This window comes from Mesorhizobium sp. B263B2A (assembly GCF_020165775.1).
GTDB classification, from domain to species: Bacteria; Pseudomonadota; Alphaproteobacteria; order Rhizobiales; family Rhizobiaceae; genus Mesorhizobium; species Mesorhizobium opportunistum.
Window position 1 is genome coordinate 35,465 of record NZ_JAIUIU010000025.1, and the last position, 17,316, is coordinate 52,780.

A 17,316-nucleotide genomic window follows, 5' to 3' on the forward strand; every position below is an offset into this window, starting at 1 on the left:
TCACTCGTCCTGAAGCGGAATTCGGGCAGCTTCGTCCGCCAACTTACGGCTGCCGGGACGCAGGACGAAGACACTTGCCCCCGCAAAGAAAAGCGCCATGGCAACCAGACCCCAGCTGTCGGCAAACTCCCGCATAAGATTGTAATTCATGGAAAACTCCTCAGCGGTAACCGGCGCCTTCGTCGTAGTTCTTAAAATCGACCAGCGTGCCGAGCATCTGCAGATACGCAACGAGCGCATCCATTTCGGTGACCTGTTGCGGGTTGCCGTCGAAGTCGCCGATCTTGGCCTTGGGATAACGGGCCTCAAGACCTGATGTGTCGGCGTTGGGATCAGCCTGCGCCATCAGATCGGCGTTGGCGTTGGCGACCATGTCATCGTTGTAGGGAACGCCGACCCGCCGGTTGGCGACCAGATGCGTCGAGAAGTCCTTCACCTCGATCGGCGCGTCCTTCAGGAAGGCGTAGCTGGGCATGATGGATTCCGGCACAACGGAACGCGGATCCGAAAGATGGGCGACATGCCAGGCGTTCGAGTAGCGGTCACCGACCCGGGCCAGATCCGGCCCCGTCCGCTTCGATCCCCATTGGAAGGGGTGATCGTACATTGACTCGGCGGCCAGGCTGTAGTGGCCGTAGCGCTCGACCTCGTCGCGGAACGGCCTGATCATCTGGCTGTGGCAGAGGTAGCAGCCCTCGCGCACATAGATGTTGCGCCCGACGAGCTCGAGCGGCGAGTACGGACGCATGCCTTCCACCTTCTCGATCGTGTTGTCGAGATAGAAGAGCGGCGCGATTTCGACGATACCGCCGACAGTCACGACAAGAAGGGAGCCTACGAGAAGAAGCGTGGCGTTCTTCTCGATAATGGCATGTTTGTCGATCAAGCCCATTGGTTTGGCTCCCTGGCAGGCTGAATGACAGGCGCGGCACCCGACATCGGCCTCTCCTCGCGTTGACGGCCGAGGATTGTCATCGCGATGTTCCAGGCCATGATCAGGGCGCCCGAGAGATACATGGCGCCGCCTATGGCGCGCATGACGTAGTAGGGGCGCATGGCAGCGACGGTCTCGGCGAAGGAGTAGACCAGGAAGCCCTGCCCGTCGTATTCGCGCCACATCAGGCCCTGCGTGATGCCGGACACCCACATGGCGGCGGCGTAGACGACGATGCCGAGCGTCGCCAGCCAGAAGTGCCAGGTAACCAGCCGCAGCGAATAGAGCCGGTTACGGTTCCAGAGCTTCGGTACCATGTAGTAGATCGCGCCGAACGAGATCATGCCGACCCAGCCGAGTGCACCGGAGTGCACGTGACCAATTGTCCAGTCGGTATAATGGGACAGCGAGTTGACCGCCTTGATAGCCATCACCGGGCCTTCGAAGGTCGACATGCCGTAGAAGGCGACGGCCATCACCATCATGCGGATGATCGGGTCGGTGCGCAACTTGTCCCAGGCTCCGGACAGCGTCATCAAGCCGTTGATCATGCCGCCCCAGGACGGCATCCACAGCATGATCGAGAACACCATGCCGAGCGTCTGTGCCCAGTCGGGCAGAGCGGTGAAATGCAGGTGGTGCGGCCCGGCCCAGATGTACAGGAAGATCAGTGCCCAGAAATGGATGATCGAGAGCCGGTAGGAATAGACTGGCCGGTTCGCCTGCTTGGGCACGAAATAATACATCATGCCGAGGAAGCCGGCGGTGAGGAAGAAGCCGACGGCGTTGTGGCCGTACCACCACTGCGTCAGCGCGTCCTGGACGCCGGAAAAGGCGGAGTAACTCTTGGAACCGAGGAAAGAGACCGGCATCGACAGGTTGTTGACCACATGCAGCATCGCGATGGTCACGATGAAGGAGAGGTAGAACCAGTTGGCGACGTAGATGTGCGGTTCCTTGCGCTTCAGGATCGTGCCGAGGAACAGGATGAGGTAGGCGACCCAGACGATGGTCAGCCAGACGTCGACATACCATTCCGGTTCGGCGTATTCGCGGCTCTCGGTGATGCCGAGCAGGTAGCCTGTCGCGGCCATGACAATGAAAAGCTGGTAGCCCCAAAAGACGAACCAGGCGAGATCGCCGCCGAACAGGCGAGCGCGGCAAGTGCGTTGCACGACGTACAATGACGTGCACAGCAGCGCGTTGCCGCCGAAGGCGAAGACGACCCCGGACGTGTGCAGCGGCCGCAAGCGGCCGAAATTGAACCAAGGCTGAACGTTGAGATCGGGGTAGGCCAGCTGCAGCGCGATAACGACGCCGACCAGCATGCCGACGACGCCCCAGAACATCGTGGCGATGGCGCCGTAGCGGATCGGACCGTCCATATAGGCGGACGGGTCGATCGGAGCGGCCGGCTTGAACTCCGAGTTGCGCAACAAGATCCCGATAAAGGCAATAAGGGCAAAAGACAGCACCCCCATATGCTGGCGGAAAGGTCCATCAATGCCGAAGCCAGCAGCCACCAGGGCTGCAAAGGCAAAAAAGCCCACCACGACGATCGCTGTGCCGAATTTCATCGCAAATCCTGATCCCGAATCGGGCGCACGCCAAATCCGCTCGGCATCAATTGCGCAGCTGCCCTCTGCCCGCCCTGATCCATGTCAGGTGCCAGGTTTGTTTGGTAGAATCGAGTTTGCGCAAATCAGAGCGGACGTTGGGGCGGGCGGGTATGTCGAAGCGCGGCCGGCGAGCTTTGCGGAACTCTTGCCGGCTGCCTTGCTATCCGACAAGGGTCGCTGATGCTCTTGGGTCTATGCTACCGGGGTTCTCGAGGCTACAGCAATACATTGTGCTCGAACGCAGCATGTCCTGCCGCGGATTCGAGTTGGCGGCGCAGAGCCCGCCGCTTGGGCTTATCCAAACTGCCGCGGCCTTCGGCCGCCGCAACGCTGCTCCAGCCGGCCGACGCTCTCCACCCTCACATGGCGCTTGTTGTCGATCCGGATCACGCCTTCAGCTCGCAATCGAGTCAGCTGGCGGCTCACGGTCTCATTCGTCAGGCCAAGGAAATCAGAGATGTCGGCACGAGTCAGTGGCAGATCGAAGGACGCCGAGATAGCGGCCGGATCAACACTGGAATCCATGTTCAGGGCGAGCATGACAAGAAAACTCGCCACCTTTTCCGATGCCGTCTTGCGCCCGAGCGTCACCATCCATTCGCGTGCTGCGTCAAGTTCGTCCAGCGCCTGCTTGAGCAGGCGATGCTCGAGTTCCGGTGATTCCTTCACCATCCGTTCGAGGGCTGCCTTGGGGAACGAACACAGCGTGACAACGGTTGCCGCTTCCGCACTGATCTCGCTTTCGACCTTGAAGGGTCGCCCCAGAAAATCCGGTGCAAACTGGAGCCCTACGATCTGCTGGCGCCCATCCGAAAGGCTCTTCGTCAGCTTGACCACGCCTGAAAGCACATTCGAATAGCTGTTGACGGCCTCGCAGTCGCCGACCAGTTCGACTCCTGGCTCGATCTTGTGCCGCGATGAACTCCTGGCAAGCGCAGCCAAACGGTCTGGATCGAGCGCGCCGCAAATACCGCGACGCCTTCCCTCGCAAGAGCGGCAAAGAACGGGAATGCCGGCACTGTGAATGCCCTGCCGTAATGTCATGCGCTCGCTCTATCCTCTTCCAAGCACCGACAGGGTAGCAATCCAGGGTAGAAAAATCCTTGCGGCAGTTTGTCCGAGCTGCACTTGATCGAAATCAGGGCGTTGGCCGGCCAACCAGTCAAGAGTTCCAGCGGTGCACATGGTGACCACGACATGCAGTCGAAAGTAGCTTGCTCGGATTGTCGAAAACGTCCCTCGCTATACCAGCTATCCGACCGCACCGCATTTCCACGTGGGCGTCGATGCTGCGGCTTATCGTGGCTGGCTGGAGGCGCTCGGCGAGGACGATGAGATATCGCTCTACGTGCACATCCCTTTCTGCGCCAAGCTTTGCTGGTTCTGCGCGTGCCACACCAAGCAGACACGCCACTATGAACCGGTCACCAAATATCTGAGATCGCTGCATGCGGAGATCGCCACCGTCTCATGTCTCGCCGGAGGCAAGGGCCGGGTGCGTGCCGTCCATTTCGGTGGCGGCTCACCGACGATGCTCAAACCACAGGACATGGTGGCGCTCGGAGCCGTTCTGCGCAACAGCTTCTCATTTCTTCCCGGCGCCAAGATCAGCGGCGAAATCGAACCCAACGATATGGACGAAGCGCGCCTCGACGCACTTGCCGAAATCGGCATGACGAGGGCCAGCCTCGGGGTCCAGGATTTCGATCCGAAGGTGCAGAAGGCCATCAATCGCGAACAGATCTTCTTGCAGACCAAGACAGTCGTCGACGGCGTTCGGGCACGCGGCGTCGAGTCGGTTAACCTGGACCTGCTCTACGGCTTGCCGCACCAGACCAGGGAGAGCGTCTTGTCCACCGTCAGGCAGGCGCTGACGCTCGAGCCCGACCGGATCGCCCTCTTTGGCTATGCGCATGTGCCATGGTTCAAGAAACATCAGACAATGATCGACGAGGCCTGGTTGCCAGGCCCGGAGGAGCGGTTTGCCCAATCGCAACTGGCAGCTCGCGCCATACTCGACCAAGGATACGAAGCAATCGGGCTCGACCATTTCGCCAAACCGGGGGATGCGCTGGCGCTTGCCGCGCATGCGGGGATGTTGCGTCGCAACTTTCAGGGCTACACCGAGGATCGCTGCGAAACCTTGATCGGCCTCGGCCCGTCATCCATCAGCCAATTCCGACAAGGCTATGTACAGAACATGCCTTCGACCGCCGAGTATGGCCGCATGGTGGATGACGGTGGGTTGGCTTCGGTCCGCGGAATTGCTTTTTCCGACGACGACCGCGCTCGCGGTTGGATCATCGAGCGCCTGATGTGCGATTTCGGCTTCTCGGCAGTCGATTTGGTGGAACGCTTCGGCAAAGCCGGCCAGAAGCTCCTTCTTCGGTCGAGTACCGTGGCCCTCGACAAGTCGGTCCGACTTGAACTCGACGGCGATCGTTTCGTCGTACCGCTGGAAAGTCGTCCCTTTGTCAGATGCGTCGCTGCGAAGTTCGACAAATATCTCAAAACGGGAAAGGCCAGGCACTCCGTGGCAGTTTGAGCCAGCGAGTGCGTCGCGGTCCGCGCAGGGCCCATCATCGGTGACCTATTTGCCAGACGATGTTGCCCGCGCACACCCTTGTTTGACAGGCACGGTGCGCCACAATTGCACTTGACTGACTCTCTGCTTCGGTCATTCGGAATCTGAGGCTTTCAAAGACCGCGATTCGTCTGAGATGCTGGCCGTCGCCAGACCTTCTTTTCTGGCCTTGGCAAACGCTCGGTCGCCGTCCAGAAATCCCGCCAGCATAAAAGGAATGAGTTCCGCGACTGTTTCAGACTCGCCGTAAGTCTGACGATAGAGCGCAGCATAGGCGTTGAGTTCTTGGCTCAAGTCCGCGCTGACGGTGATGGTAATCTTCAAGGGCGTTCGGTCTGGAAGCTTGCCAAGTTTCAAGTTGGCCATAATCACTCCCGTTCAATCTTGTATGGCCGCAGCAAGAGATCCTTGTGCACGATGACGCGCAGTGGCCAGCCTGGTCGGATCGTTATGGTGGGCTGAACGTTGAGATTTTTCTCAGTTATGCGCTGGCCGGCTCGACTGACGTTCTGCTGGGCGGATTCGCGGATCGCCTTGACCAGATCGCTTTCATTGTCTCCGAGGCTCAATTCGGTGCCCACGCCAAGCAAGGTCGCGAGCGCAACCCCCTTGATCAGCTGCCAGGTGTGGAAATCCACCTTGTCCTCAAGCCCCGCATATCCGGCGGTGTCTGTCGCCGGCAGATTATCGATCTCGATCGAGGACCCGTCCGGCAGGATTATTCGCTGCCAGACCAGCAATGCGCGCTTTTGCCCAAACGCCACCACGCTGTCATAGGTGCCGATCAGCCGGGAACCTTGTGGAATGAGCAAGATGCTGCCAGTGACTGTGTCTTGCACATTCTCTGTGACCTGCGCGACGACGAGGCCGGGTAGGTCGGAATTGATCCCGGTAATGAGGCTTGCCGCGATTACGCTGCCAGCCATCAGTTGGTAGGGCGAGGCAGACGTCTGCAGCGCATGCGGATTGTAGATTCCGCTTGTGCTCCGCTGACTGACAAAATCCAGTTTGCGCTGTTGGTTGTTCTGATCGCCCTCGGCTGGTGCAACGGAAGCCGACCCGGCTGTCGCTCCGGATTGCGGCGCTTCAGGCCGCTGCTGTAGACTCTCCTCGCCGCCAGCGAGATCTGTCGGTTTGGGCCGATTGTCGATCCGGAACAACACTTGCGACTCGCGCGCTTCGATCGCCTGCTGGGCAAGGCGTTGATCCTCGGCGGAGACCTCCTGTCCCGGCGCAATTCCGAGTTGGCGCTGCCGCTCGAGGATGGGGCGGCCGAGATCACCGGGTAGCGGCGGTCCGAGCACCGGGGCCTTCGGCTTGACGCCGGAATAGTCCCTGGGCAGGCTGTCGAGCCCCTCGGCGGTGGGCTTGTGGTCAGGATGGTAGAGGTCTTCCGCCTGCTCTTTGAATCGCAATGCCGGCCCCTGAAGCGCAATGATCATGACGCCCAGAATGGCACCACATCCGGCGGCAGAGATCGCGACAATCACCCCCCGCCTGAAGCGCACAGCACCGCGGGGTGAGGCGCGCAGCTGCAGCTGGTCGGGATCGAGTTTCGGCGGCGCATTGGAGTGGGACGTATAGGTCATGAGCCTTTTCCCCTCACCTGCCGAAACCGGCAAAGAGTGGCATCCGACGCGGCAATTGCCGGCCGTCCATCCTTGAGATGCGCACGACCTGCTGCGGCTTGGCGCCGAGGCGCAGTTCGGCCGCGGCGAACAGGCGATCGACGATGTAGTAGTTGCCGCGCATGCGGTAGTTGACCAACTGATTGCCGCCGTCAGCACCGACGATGAAGAGCGGCGGCGCCTCGCCCTGATCGATGCGGCGCGGGAATTCGATATAGACTTTGCTGCCGTCGTCAAAGGCCCGTGTCGGTCTCCAGGGCGGTGTGTCGCCGGCGATCGAATAGCGGAAGCGGATATTTTCGAGCGCAACATTCGATGCGACCGGCGTTGCAGCGTCGGCCTGAACGTTTCGCCGGGAGAGCGCAAGGATCTGGTCTTCGCTGTAGGTCCAAGAGATGGCCGCCATTGCGGTCTTCTCCGTGCTTTGGAGCTGCAAGTGATAGGTGCGTCGATCCGTGGTGATCACCAGATTTGTGGTAAGCTCGGGCGCGAACGGCTTCACCAAAACATGGGTGCGCTGACCGTCACCGGTGCCACTGACGGTGTCGCCGATGACCCAGCGGATCGTGTCCCCGGCGGACACAGCCGTCAGCTTCTCGCCCGGCTGCAGAGCGATGTCGGTGACGCGCTCCGGCGCTGCAAAGAGCTGATAAAGCGCGCCATCGGTGAAGGGATAGACCTGGACCGCGTTGACATAGCCATACCTGGTTGGCTGCCGAGTTGCGGCCCTATTGGCATCGGCAACGCGTTCTTCAGGAGAGCGCTTGTCCTCGGCGAACTTGACTGGGTCAGGCTGCAACTGGCCGGGAAGCGGTAGCGGCTTTGGCACCTCGACGATTTTAACCGGTTTCTCTGGCGGCTTCTCGATCGACGCTGCTTTGAAGTCGGCAGCGTCATAGGCAATCTCGGGCGGCGGCACCGGCTTGGATGCGCAGGCGGACAGCACCGCTGCCGAGGCCGACAGGATCAGCGCGGCACGGAGCGATGGGGCTTTATTTGTCATTGGCGGGCTCCTTGGGGGAAACGGAGGTCGGCGCGGCACTGTCGAGCTCGCGCGACCAATCGATGGCGTTGATGAAGAGGCCGAGCGGATTCTTGCGCAGTTGGTCTGTATTGCTTGGCGGCCGGATCATAATGGTGAGGATCGCCGTCCAGCGGGTCGTGCTGGCAAGGCTGCCGCGCTCAAAGACCTGCTCGGTCCATTTGACCTGGAACGAGCTACCGGAGGCCCGCACCACGCTGGTCACCTGGACGGACACGCTTCGCGTTCCGATCTGACCGAAAGGATCGCTCGCCTTGGCATATTCGTTGAGGAAGAGCGCGGCGCGGTCGCTGGCAAAGTCATAGGCGGCCAACCAGTTCTGCCGCACCAACACCGGATCGGTGGAAACGGAACGGATATTCTGAATGAAACGGCCAAGATGCCAGGCGATCTGGGCGTCCGTCGGCTCGTAGTCCCGGATTGCCGAGGCTACGGCGCGCGCCTCGCCGAAGCGGTCGACCTCGACGACGTAGGGCACAACCCGGCTTTGCATTGACTGCCAAACGAGCCCGCCGGAGAGCCCGGTTGCCAATGCCAGGCAGCCAAGAGCCATCAGCCGCCAGTTGCGGGCCTGCACCCGCGATGAGCCGATGCGCTCATCCCACAGCTGGCCCGCCTTCTGGTACGGTGTGATGGGCTCGGGTGTCTTGCCGTAGCGTTGAACGGATCGCTTGAAGAGCATCTAGTCGTCCTTGTCGTTGAGAGAGGGATTGGCGCTACCGCCCGGTCTGTCACCATCGCGCACCGCCTGCATGGTGGCGTGGCGGTGGGCTCGCGCAGACTGCTGGGAACGCAGGCGCCTGGCCCAGCTAGGGGCAGCATCGGTGGTCGGACCCGCAGGAGTTTCGGTCATCGAGGCGATGGGAGACCCGCCGGTCGCGGTCCATGCGGCCTGGCGCCCGGCATCAGCGCTGCGCCCGAAGGTTTCCGCGGCAGATCGTGCCGCTCGCACAGCGGCGCCACTGGCGGCACCTGCCACGCCCTGCATCCCGGCAGCCACACCGGACAGGCCGGAGTCAGGCGAGGTTGCGCGCCCTAATTGCCAGGCAGAGGAAGCTGCCGAACCGATCGTGGTGCCGGCGCGAATTGCGGCAAGCCCGCCATCAGCTGCCATGCGCACCCCGGCGATCGCAGCGCCTCCGGCAACGAGTGACGCACCGGCGGCGGCCGCGGCCGTACCCAGTGCAGCGCCCGCACCAAGCTGCGGGGCACCCGAGACGAGACCGGACGCTATTCCAGGCCCGAAAACACCTAGCCCAAGCAGCGCCAGCGCCCCCAACACCTGTGACATGGCGGCGGCCAAATCCGGCTCCTTGCCTTGCAGCGCCGAAGCGAACTCGCCGAACAGCGTGGACCCGACACCGACAATGACCGCAAGCACCATCACCTTGATGCCCGACGAGATCACGTTGCCGAGCACGCGCTCGGCCAGGAACGCCGACCGGTTCCAGACTGCGAAGGGCACCAGAACGAAGCCGGCGAGAGTGGTGAGCTTGAACTCCAGAATGGTGATGAAGAGCTGGATGGAAAGAATGAAGAAGGCAATGATGACCAGGAACCAGGCCACGAGCAGCACGAAAATGGTGAGCGCGTTGCCGAAGATTTCGGGAAAGCCAAGAAGCTGGCTCGCCTGATCCAGCAGCGGCCACGCGCCCTCGAAGCCTGTGGCGGCAATACGTCCGGGCCGCAGGAGACTGTCGGGCGACAGATTGGCGGCCGAAGCGTTGAAGCCCAGCCCTGCGAAGGAGCGGTATATAATGTCGGCGAGATTCTTGAAATTGTTCAGGATGAAAGCGAAGACGCCGACATAGAGCACCTTGCGGATGAAGCGGCCGAGAATGTTGGGCTCGCCGGCGAATGCCCAGGCGAGCCCGGCTAACGTGATGTCGATGCCGATCAGGGTCGTGGTGAGGAAGGCGACATCGCCCGACAGCAGACCAAACCCGCTGTCAATATAGCGGATGAAAGTCTCCATGAAGCGATCGATGACCCCGAGGTCGTTCATTGCGCCTTCCTCGTGACAGATATGGTGATCAGTTGCCGGGATAGGCCGTGCCGGTGCCGAGGAAACGCTTTGTCGTCTGGCGTGCGGCTTCTTCGGACTGCGCCTTGCGAGCCGCATCCTCCGCCTCCGCGCGAAACTGCGTCGCGAGCAGCGTCTGGATCTGCATCTGCTGCTTGGTTGACAGCGCGATCAGTTGGTTGGTGGCCTGGCTTGCCTCAAGCGCACCGGCAGCACCCTGGCTGCGGTTGACGAGATCAGCAAGCAGGTCGCGATCGCCCCGGACGTTCTCGAGGATCTGCGACTGGACACCCATCGTCTGCCGGAACGCCTGCATGGCGCTCTGCCAGCGCTCGCGCGCTGCGCTTGCCACATCGCTGACCTTGATCGTGGCGTCGTAGCTTTCGGGATATTGATTGCGCCACTGGTCCTGCAGCTTGTCCAGATCAAAACTCAGGCCACTCGCCTGGTCCATGAGCCCGTCGATCCGCTGCAGCGAACCGGTGAGCTGGCCTACCGAAGAAAAATCCAGCCTCTGAAGGTTGCGCGCCATGTTCTGCAGCATGGTCGCCTGGTTCTGGAGCGACTGTATCTGGTTGTTGATCTGCTCCAGTGAGCGTGCCGCCGTCAGCACATTCTGGGTGTAGTTCGAGGGATCGAAGACAATGAGCGCGTAGGCTGGCTGGACATAGTCGGCCATCGGTTTGGCCATCAGGGAAAGGGTGATCAGGCCGGAAAGGAAACGGCGCCGCATCATGACGATTACTCCATGTCTGGTTGAGGGAATTGGCGGAGAAGCTCGGCGGCCCAATCGAGCCCGCGGGCATTCAGGAAATAAAAGGCAAAGCCGTCCTGTCCGCGTTCCGACAGGATCTTGTCGATCAGGGTCTGGCTGGCCGGATCGGAGGCGCCGCATAGCGCAAGCGCAATTGGACCCAAGCCCAGCTGAAACAGCCGGTTGCCGCGGCGCGATTGCAGATAATATTGCCGCTTCGGCGTGGCGCGCGCGACCAGTTCGATCTGCCGCTCGTTCAGGCCGAAACGCTCGTAGGCTTCCCGTGCCTGTGGTTCCACGGCACGGTCATTTGGAAGAAAAATGCGCTGTGGGCAGCTCTCGATGATGGCCGGTGCGATTGCAGAGCCAGCGATGTCGGCCAGTGACTGCGTGGCGAAAATGACAGAGACGTTCTTCTTGCGCAGCACCTTCAGCCATTCGCGTATACGCCCCGCAAAGAGCGGATTGTCGAGATAGAGCCAGGCCTCGTCGAGCATGAGCAATGTCGGTCGTCCATCGAACCGCGCCTCGAGGCGATGGAAAAGATAGGTGAGCACCGGCAGCACAGCGCCTTGGCTGTGCATCAGCTCTTCGGTCTCGAAGCACTGCACATCCGACAAGGCCAGCCGATCGTCGTCCGCGTCCAGCAACCGGCCGAAGGGCCCGTCGAGCGTGTAGGGCATCAAAGCGGACTTCAGCGCGTTGGACTGAAGCAAGACCGACAGGCCGGTGAGTGTGCGTTCCTGCGCTGGCGCCGTTGCAAGACTGGTGAGTGCCGACCAGATTGCCTCTTTCGCCTCCGGGGTGACGGTGACGTTCTCATGGGCGAACAGCCCGGCGATCCATTCGGCTGCCCAGCTGCGGATCGCCGGATCGTCAATCTTGCGCAGCGGCTGGAAGGCAAGCGCACCGTGGGCGCGCAGCGCGTGATGCTCGCCACCCATGGCAAGAATTGCGGCCCGGGCTGAATTGCCTTTGTCGAAGACATACACCTGCGCGCCGGCATAGCGTCGGAACTGCAGAGCGAAGAGGGCAACGAGAACCGATTTGCCGGCGCCGGTCGGTCCGACGATCAGCATGTGGCCGACATCGTCGACGTGGGTGGAAAGCCGGAACGGTGTCGACCCGCTGGTTGAGGCGAAGAGAAGCGGCGGGGCCTCTGCCTGTGTAACTTTGGCGAGATGCTCGTTCGCCGCCGGGCCGGCCCACACCGAGGAAAGCGGCATCAAGTGGGCGAGATTCAATGTGTGAACGAGCGGCTGACGGACATTGGCATAGACATGGCCGGGCAACGAGCCGAGCCAGGCCTCGACCGCATTCACGCCTTCACGGATCGTGGCGAAGCCGAGGCCATTGACGACGCGCTCGACCGCGCGGAGTTTCTCCGCAGCGGCTTGATGGTCCTCGTCCCAAACCGTTACCGTCGTCGTCAGATAGCCGAACCCGACATGATCGCCGCCTAACGCCTGGATTGCGGCGTCGGCATCGAGCGCCTTGTTTTCGGCGTCGGTGTCAACGAGCGGGACGGGTTCGCTGGTCACCACCTCGCGCAGGATGGCCACGATCGATTTGCGCTTGGCAAACCACTGCCGCCGCAACCGCGTGAGCGTCCTGGTGGCCTCGGTCTTATCCAGCGGAATGAAGCGCGTCATCCAGCGGTAGGGGAAATCCTGATTGTTGAGCGCATCGAGAATTCCGGGCCGTGTGACATTCGGAAAACCGAGGATGGTGAGCGTGCGCAGATGGTGGTTGCCAAGCATCGGCTCCAATCCGCCAGTAAGCGGCGCATCGACCAGGATGCCGTCGAGATACATGGGTGTTTTTGGCGCGGCGACTGGATGGCGGCGGGTGGAGATCGTGCCGTGGAGGTAAGTCAGCGTCCCGGCATCATCGAGTGCGCGTATTTCGGGCATGAAGCCCGACAGGAGATCCAGCACGCGGCCGGTCTCGTCCCGGAACCGCGTCAGTTCCTGGCGCCACTCTCTCTCGCCTCCTGAATGATGCGAGTCGACCAGAGCGCTTTGCGCCCGCGCCTGGCTGTCTGGCGGCGGGATGAACGTCAGCGTTAGGTGATAGCGGCTCTCGTAGTGCGCGACCTTGCCTTGAAAGGCCGCGCGCCGTTCTTCATCCACCAGCCATGACGCAGCGTCGGGGAAACGCGAGCTTGGGTAGCCCAGCGCCTCGATGCGCTCGGCGTCGAAGAACAATGCCCAGCCGGAGCCGAGCCGTCTGAGCGCATTGTTGGCCCGCGCGCAGATGCCGATGAGTTCGGCTTCTGTTGCACTCTCGAGATCAGGCCCGCGAAATCCAAATGAGCGCTGGAAACTTCCGTCCTTGTTGAGCACGATGCCCGGTGCCACCAGTGCGGCCCAAGGCAGATGATCGGCAAGTCGGTCGGCCTTGCCCCGATATTCGGAAAGATTCAGCATGCGAGCCACCCCTTCAGGCGAAGATGGCGGACGAGCACGCTGGCGAAATCCGGGTCGCGGCGGGCCGCGAAGACAGCCACCGTGTGCGCGCAGATCCACAGCACCAATCCGGCAATCCACTGCTGCAAGCCAAGCCCGACGGCCGCGGCAACGGTGCCACTGAAGATGGCCACCGCTCGCGGCGCGCCGCCGAGCAGGATCGGTTCGGTCAGTGCGCGGTGAACCGGAACCTCAAAGCCCTCGATATGGTGCTCTCCGGCCAACATCAGACGAGTGCCCCGCCGCCAAAGGAGAAGAAGGAGAGGAAGAAGCTCGATGCGGCAAAGGCGATCGACAGGCCGAAGACAATCTGGATGAGCCGACGGAACCCACCTGCCGTGTCGCCGAAGGCGAGTGTCAGGCCGGTGGTAATGATGATGATGACCGCGATGATCTTGGCGACCGGCCCCTGCACAGATTCCAAGATCTGCTGCAGCGGCTGCTCCCAGGGCATTCCGGAGCCGGCGGCGTATGCCGGAAACGTGAGAAGAAACGCGAGCGTGGTGGCCCAGAGAAAGCGAAGCTTCTTGCGCATGAAGTGACCTTTCAGAGTTGCTGGAGTTGCGGAAGCGTGAGCTGGGTGACGGCGTAGTCGCCACTGCCGTCGAGGCCAGTGACCTCGGCGATCGTCTCGATGCGGCGCGAGGATCCGCGGCCGGCGATGAAGACGATCAGGTCTATCGCCTCGGCGATGAGCCGGCGGGGAACGGTGACCACGGCTTCCTGTGCGAGCTGCTCGATGCGGTAGAGGGCGGACCGCGCCGAGTTCGCGTGAACGGTGGCGATGCCGCCTGGGTGACCAGTGTTCCATGCCTTCAGCATGTCGAGCGCTTCCGCGCCTCTGATCTCGCCGACGATGATGCGATCGGGTCTGAGGCGCAGTGTCGAACGCACGAGATCGGCGAGCGTGACAGAACCACGCCTGGTCCTCAGCGCAACGCAGTCTTTTGCTGCGCATTGAAGTTCGCGCGTATCCTCGATCAGGATCACCCGCTCGTGGCAGTCGGCGACCACGGCCAGCAGCGCATTGGCAAGGGTTGTCTTGCCCGATGAAGTGCCGCCCGCGACCAGGATGTTGCGCTGCTCGCGGACGGCTTTCTTCAACGCATCAGCCTGCAGCGGCAGCATGACCCCGTCGGCGACATAATCGGCTAGGCTGTAGAGCTTTGCGGCGGGCTTGCGAATGGCAAAGCATGGCGCCAACACCACAGGTGGCAGGAGGCCTTCGAACCGCTCGCCCGAGGGCAGTTCGGCGCTTACGATCGGATTATCCGCATGCGCTTCGGCGCGCACGTGGGAAGCGACGAGGCGGACAATGCGCTCCGCCTCGGTAGGATGGATGTGCACGCCTGTGTCGACCAAGCCTTCCCCGAGCCGATCGATGCGCAGTGCTCCGTCGGGATTGACCATCACCTCGATGATCGATGGGTCTGAAAGCGCTTTGGTGATCGCCGGGCCCATGGCGGTGCGCAGCATGGCGCGGCGGCGATGATCGGCTTCCGGATGAGAGTTCACCCTTCCTCTCCCCCGCCATTGTCTTTGCCAAGCGACCGCTTCCCGGAAGCGATCTGCCGGCCGACCTGCTCGACAAATTTGTCGAAGCGCTCCTGGCCGATGGCCTGCGTTACCCTGTCCGGGGCCGGCGTGTGGGCGTGAAGCGTGATCGAGAAGCGGATGAAGAGCGCCAGGCTCTCCATCGTCATCTCGGCGTCGCGCCTGACATGAGCGAGGTCGCGAGAAAGACGGTCGAGCCTTACCCCGTAGCGTTGGTCGAGCTCGTTCTTGCCACGCCGCTCGATGAAGGCTTCTACTGCCTTGGCGACGATCGCCGATTTGGTGGTCGAAGGATCACGACTGAGTTTGTCCAGCTTCTCGCTTAACTCAAACTCAAGCAGAAACTGGTGACGAATGCGGCGGGGCTTCATGTGGCTTGTTCCAACAGCCAGCGCTACGCGCCGGCGACGGGAACAAGCATCCTCCAGATGCCCAAAAACGCTTATCGCCCTTACCTACGCTGAGGTACGCCGTCAGGAAGCAGCGTTCAGAAGCCGGGCACGATGTCCTTGTCGTCGCCCCTTCCTTCATTGAGGCCGTAGACCCGGGCCGCCGTCGAAGTCCGATCCATGACACGTTTGTCGGCGACCGGCTCGCTATCATCGTCAACAGACTTGAAGAGATCGTCCTGCTCAGCTTCTTGAGAAAGCACGATTTGATGTTCCGGTAGAGCTGGATGGCGCTGCTGCTGGACGCCGCCCTCGTCCCCGATCGCCGCGTCGGCAATTTCGTCGCCTGCAGCCAGACGACCGTCAACGCTGCGCACCCGTCCAGTCCAGTCGTCCGTGCGGGAAGCCGGACGGTCTGCGTAAGGGCTGTCCCGCAGCACCGGGGAAGGTAGCACGCGTTCGGTAAAATTCCGGTCCTCATAATAGCGCAGCTTCTGGACGCGCAACGGCGGCAGCCCTGAAATCAGCACCAGCTCGTCGGTTTGGGGCAGCTGCATCACCTCGCCAGGAGTGAGCAGCGGTCGGGCCGTTTCCTGCCGGCTGACCATGACGTGCGACAGCCAGGGCGCCAGCCGGTGGCCGGCATAGTTGCGCATCGATCTAAGCTCCGTTGCGGTGCCGAGCGCATCCGAAATGCGCTTGGCGGTGCGTTCGTCATTGGAGGAAAAGGCAATACGCACGTGGCAGTTGTCGAGAATGGCACTGTTCTCGCCATAGGCCTTGGATATCTGGTTCAATGATTGCGCGATCAGGTATGCGCGAATGCCATAGCCGGCCATGAAGGCGAGCGCGGTCTCGAAGAAATCTAACCGCCCGAGCGCCGGGAATTCGTCGAGCATCATGAGGAGTCGATGTTTGCGACTCCTGCTTGGATCGCCCTCAAGGCGCTCGGTCAGGCGTCTGCCGATCTGGTTCAGGATCAGGCGCACCAAGGGCTTGGTGCGCGAGATGTCCGACGGCGGCACGACCAGGTAGAGCGATATCGGTCGCTCGGCATCCATGAGATCGACAATGCGCCAGTCGCAGGTCGATGTTGCCGCCGCGACCGTCGGGTCGCGATAGAGCCCGAGAAATGACATGGCGGTCGACAAAACACCAGAACGCTCGTTTTCCGATTTGTTCAGCAGCTCACGTGCCGCCGAGGCCACGACCGGATGGACCTCAGGCTTGTCGGGCGTGCCCAGGTGGTTGGTGGTCATCATCTGCTGCAGCGTCGCGGAAAAGGAACGTTGCGGGTCCGACAGGAAAGTGGCGACGCGGGCAAGCGTCTTCTCCTCTTCGGCATAGAGCACGTGCAAAACGGCGCCGACGAGGAGGGAATGACTTGTCTTTTCCCAGTGATTCCGGCGGTCCAGCGCGCCTTCCGGATCTACCAGGATGTCGGCGATGTTCTGAACATCGCGGACCTCTTGTGGACCCTTTCGTACCTCAAGCAGCGGGTTATAGCGCGCCGACCTAGGATCAGTTGGATTGAATAGAAGGCAATAGGAGAATTTCGACCGCCAGCCGGAGGTCAACTGCCAATTCTCGCCCTTAATATCATGAATGACCGCCGAACCGGTCCAGGACAGAAGAGTTGGAACAACCAGTCCGACGCCCTTGCCTGAACGTGTTGGGGCAAAGGCCATGACGTGCTCGGGCCCGTCATGTCGCAGATAGCGATCCTTCAGCTTGCCTAGGAAAACCCCGGCCGGCCGAAACAGCCCTGCCGTCACGATCTCCTGAGTCGTTGCCCACCTTGACGAGCCATAGGTCGTCACCGATCCGAGCTGTCGCGCGCGCCACAGCGAACCGCCGATGGCGGCGGCACAGCCCACGAACCCACTCGCGCCGGCGAGCGCACCGGCCTTATCGAAGACCTCGGGCGCATAGGCGTCAAAATGGTACCACCATTCAAACAGTTTCCACGGCTTGTAGATCGGCCAGCCAGCCGCAACAAACCACGGCGCGCCGAGTGGCGGCTGATGGCCCAGCATGTGCGCGCACCACTGCGTGGCCGTCCACACGCCGAGCATGACGATTGCGAATACGACGACGATCTGCCCAATCAGCAACTTCGTGGGCGTCATTGGCTTGCTCCGCTGTTTCGAACACCGGGGCAAGCATCGCGCGCCGCGATGTGAACTGAAATGCACACTACGCACGACCAGGTGCGATGAGGAGCAGCGCCGGGCTCGTCACAAGGATTAGCCGGAGCTATTAAGGCCTCGACGATAACGTCCGACTGCTCGTTCAGCCGAAGTGCATTTCTATCGAAGGGC

The 17,316-nt window shown here is 61.7% G+C and carries 17 protein-coding genes; 1 reads left to right on the plus strand and 16 read right to left on the minus strand.

The window, feature by feature from the left end; translation table 11 throughout:
• From LB568_RS27975 to LB568_RS27990, 4 genes are all read right to left on the minus strand, one after another.
• Positions 1–150, minus strand: coding sequence for a CcoQ/FixQ family Cbb3-type cytochrome c oxidase assembly chaperone (locus tag LB568_RS27975; RefSeq protein ID WP_013533256.1), 150 nt, complete (start codon positions 148–150; stop codon positions 1–3).
• Positions 151–160: 10 nt separating this feature from the next.
• Entirely contained in the window at positions 161–892 is a 732-nt protein-coding gene (ccoO, locus tag LB568_RS27980; protein ID WP_064993445.1) for a cytochrome-c oxidase, cbb3-type subunit II, read from the minus strand.
• Positions 883–2,511, minus strand: a complete 1,629-nt coding sequence (ccoN, locus tag LB568_RS27985) for a cytochrome-c oxidase, cbb3-type subunit I (protein WP_064993444.1) — start codon at positions 2,509–2,511, stop codon at positions 883–885. Before ccoN ends, ccoO begins: the two co-directional genes overlap by 10 nt.
• Before the next feature lie 336 nt (positions 2,512–2,847).
• Positions 2,848–3,597, minus strand: a complete 750-nt coding sequence (locus LB568_RS27990; protein WP_064993443.1) for a Crp/Fnr family transcriptional regulator — start codon at positions 3,595–3,597, stop codon at positions 2,848–2,850.
• Positions 3,598–3,775: 178 nt separating this feature from the next.
• Between LB568_RS27990 and hemN the strand changes: the two genes are divergently transcribed.
• Complete coding sequence (hemN, locus tag LB568_RS27995) at positions 3,776–5,098, plus strand: oxygen-independent coproporphyrinogen III oxidase (RefSeq protein WP_064993442.1); 1,323 nt, start codon at positions 3,776–3,778, stop codon at positions 5,096–5,098.
• Between the two features lie 132 nt (positions 5,099–5,230).
• On the opposite strand, the gene LB568_RS28000 is transcribed toward hemN, so the two are convergent.
• From LB568_RS28000 to LB568_RS28055, 12 genes are all read right to left on the minus strand, one after another.
• Complete coding sequence (locus LB568_RS28000; RefSeq protein WP_064993441.1) at positions 5,231–5,503, minus strand: DUF2274 domain-containing protein; 273 nt, start codon at positions 5,501–5,503, stop codon at positions 5,231–5,233.
• A gap of 2 nt (positions 5,504–5,505) precedes the next feature.
• Positions 5,506–6,726, minus strand: coding sequence for a TrbI/VirB10 family protein (locus LB568_RS28005; RefSeq protein WP_064993440.1), 1,221 nt, complete (start codon positions 6,724–6,726; stop codon positions 5,506–5,508).
• Positions 6,727–6,739: 13 nt separating this feature from the next.
• The gene (gene trbG, locus LB568_RS28010; RefSeq protein WP_064993439.1) at positions 6,740–7,768 is read right to left on the minus strand and encodes a P-type conjugative transfer protein TrbG; all 1,029 of its coding nucleotides are present in this window, start codon (positions 7,766–7,768) and stop codon (positions 6,740–6,742) included.
• Positions 7,758–8,489, minus strand: a complete 732-nt coding sequence (gene trbF / locus LB568_RS28015) for a conjugal transfer protein TrbF (protein WP_064993438.1) — start codon at positions 8,487–8,489, stop codon at positions 7,758–7,760. Before trbF ends, trbG begins: the two co-directional genes overlap by 11 nt.
• Positions 8,490–9,812: a P-type conjugative transfer protein TrbL gene (trbL, locus tag LB568_RS28020; protein WP_064993437.1), complete on the minus strand. Its 1,323-nt coding sequence runs from the start codon at positions 9,810–9,812 to the stop codon at positions 8,490–8,492.
• 28 nt (positions 9,813–9,840) lie between these two features.
• Positions 9,841–10,566, minus strand: a complete 726-nt coding sequence (gene trbJ / locus LB568_RS28025) for a P-type conjugative transfer protein TrbJ (RefSeq protein WP_064993436.1) — start codon at positions 10,564–10,566, stop codon at positions 9,841–9,843.
• A 5-nt stretch (positions 10,567–10,571) separates the two neighbouring features.
• Positions 10,572–13,013, minus strand: a complete 2,442-nt coding sequence (gene trbE / locus LB568_RS28030) for a conjugal transfer protein TrbE (protein ID WP_064993435.1) — start codon at positions 13,011–13,013, stop codon at positions 10,572–10,574.
• On the minus strand, positions 13,007–13,279 hold the full coding sequence (locus tag LB568_RS28035) for a VirB3 family type IV secretion system protein (protein ID WP_064993434.1): 273 nt from the start codon (positions 13,277–13,279) through the stop codon (positions 13,007–13,009). Before LB568_RS28035 ends, trbE begins: the two co-directional genes overlap by 7 nt.
• Positions 13,279–13,587, minus strand: coding sequence for a TrbC/VirB2 family protein (locus tag LB568_RS28040; RefSeq protein ID WP_064993433.1), 309 nt, complete (start codon positions 13,585–13,587; stop codon positions 13,279–13,281). Before LB568_RS28040 ends, LB568_RS28035 begins: the two co-directional genes overlap by 1 nt.
• Before the next feature lie 11 nt (positions 13,588–13,598).
• Complete coding sequence (trbB, locus tag LB568_RS28045) at positions 13,599–14,567, minus strand: P-type conjugative transfer ATPase TrbB (RefSeq protein ID WP_013533270.1); 969 nt, start codon at positions 14,565–14,567, stop codon at positions 13,599–13,601.
• Positions 14,564–14,977: a CopG family transcriptional regulator gene (locus LB568_RS28050; protein WP_064993432.1), complete on the minus strand. Its 414-nt coding sequence runs from the start codon at positions 14,975–14,977 to the stop codon at positions 14,564–14,566. The genes trbB and LB568_RS28050 overlap by 4 nt, the downstream gene beginning before the upstream one ends.
• Positions 14,978–15,093: 116 nt before the next feature.
• Positions 15,094–17,124, minus strand: coding sequence for a conjugal transfer protein TraG (locus LB568_RS28055; RefSeq protein ID WP_064993431.1), 2,031 nt, complete (start codon positions 17,122–17,124; stop codon positions 15,094–15,096).
• Positions 17,125–17,316 lie beyond the last annotated feature (192 nt).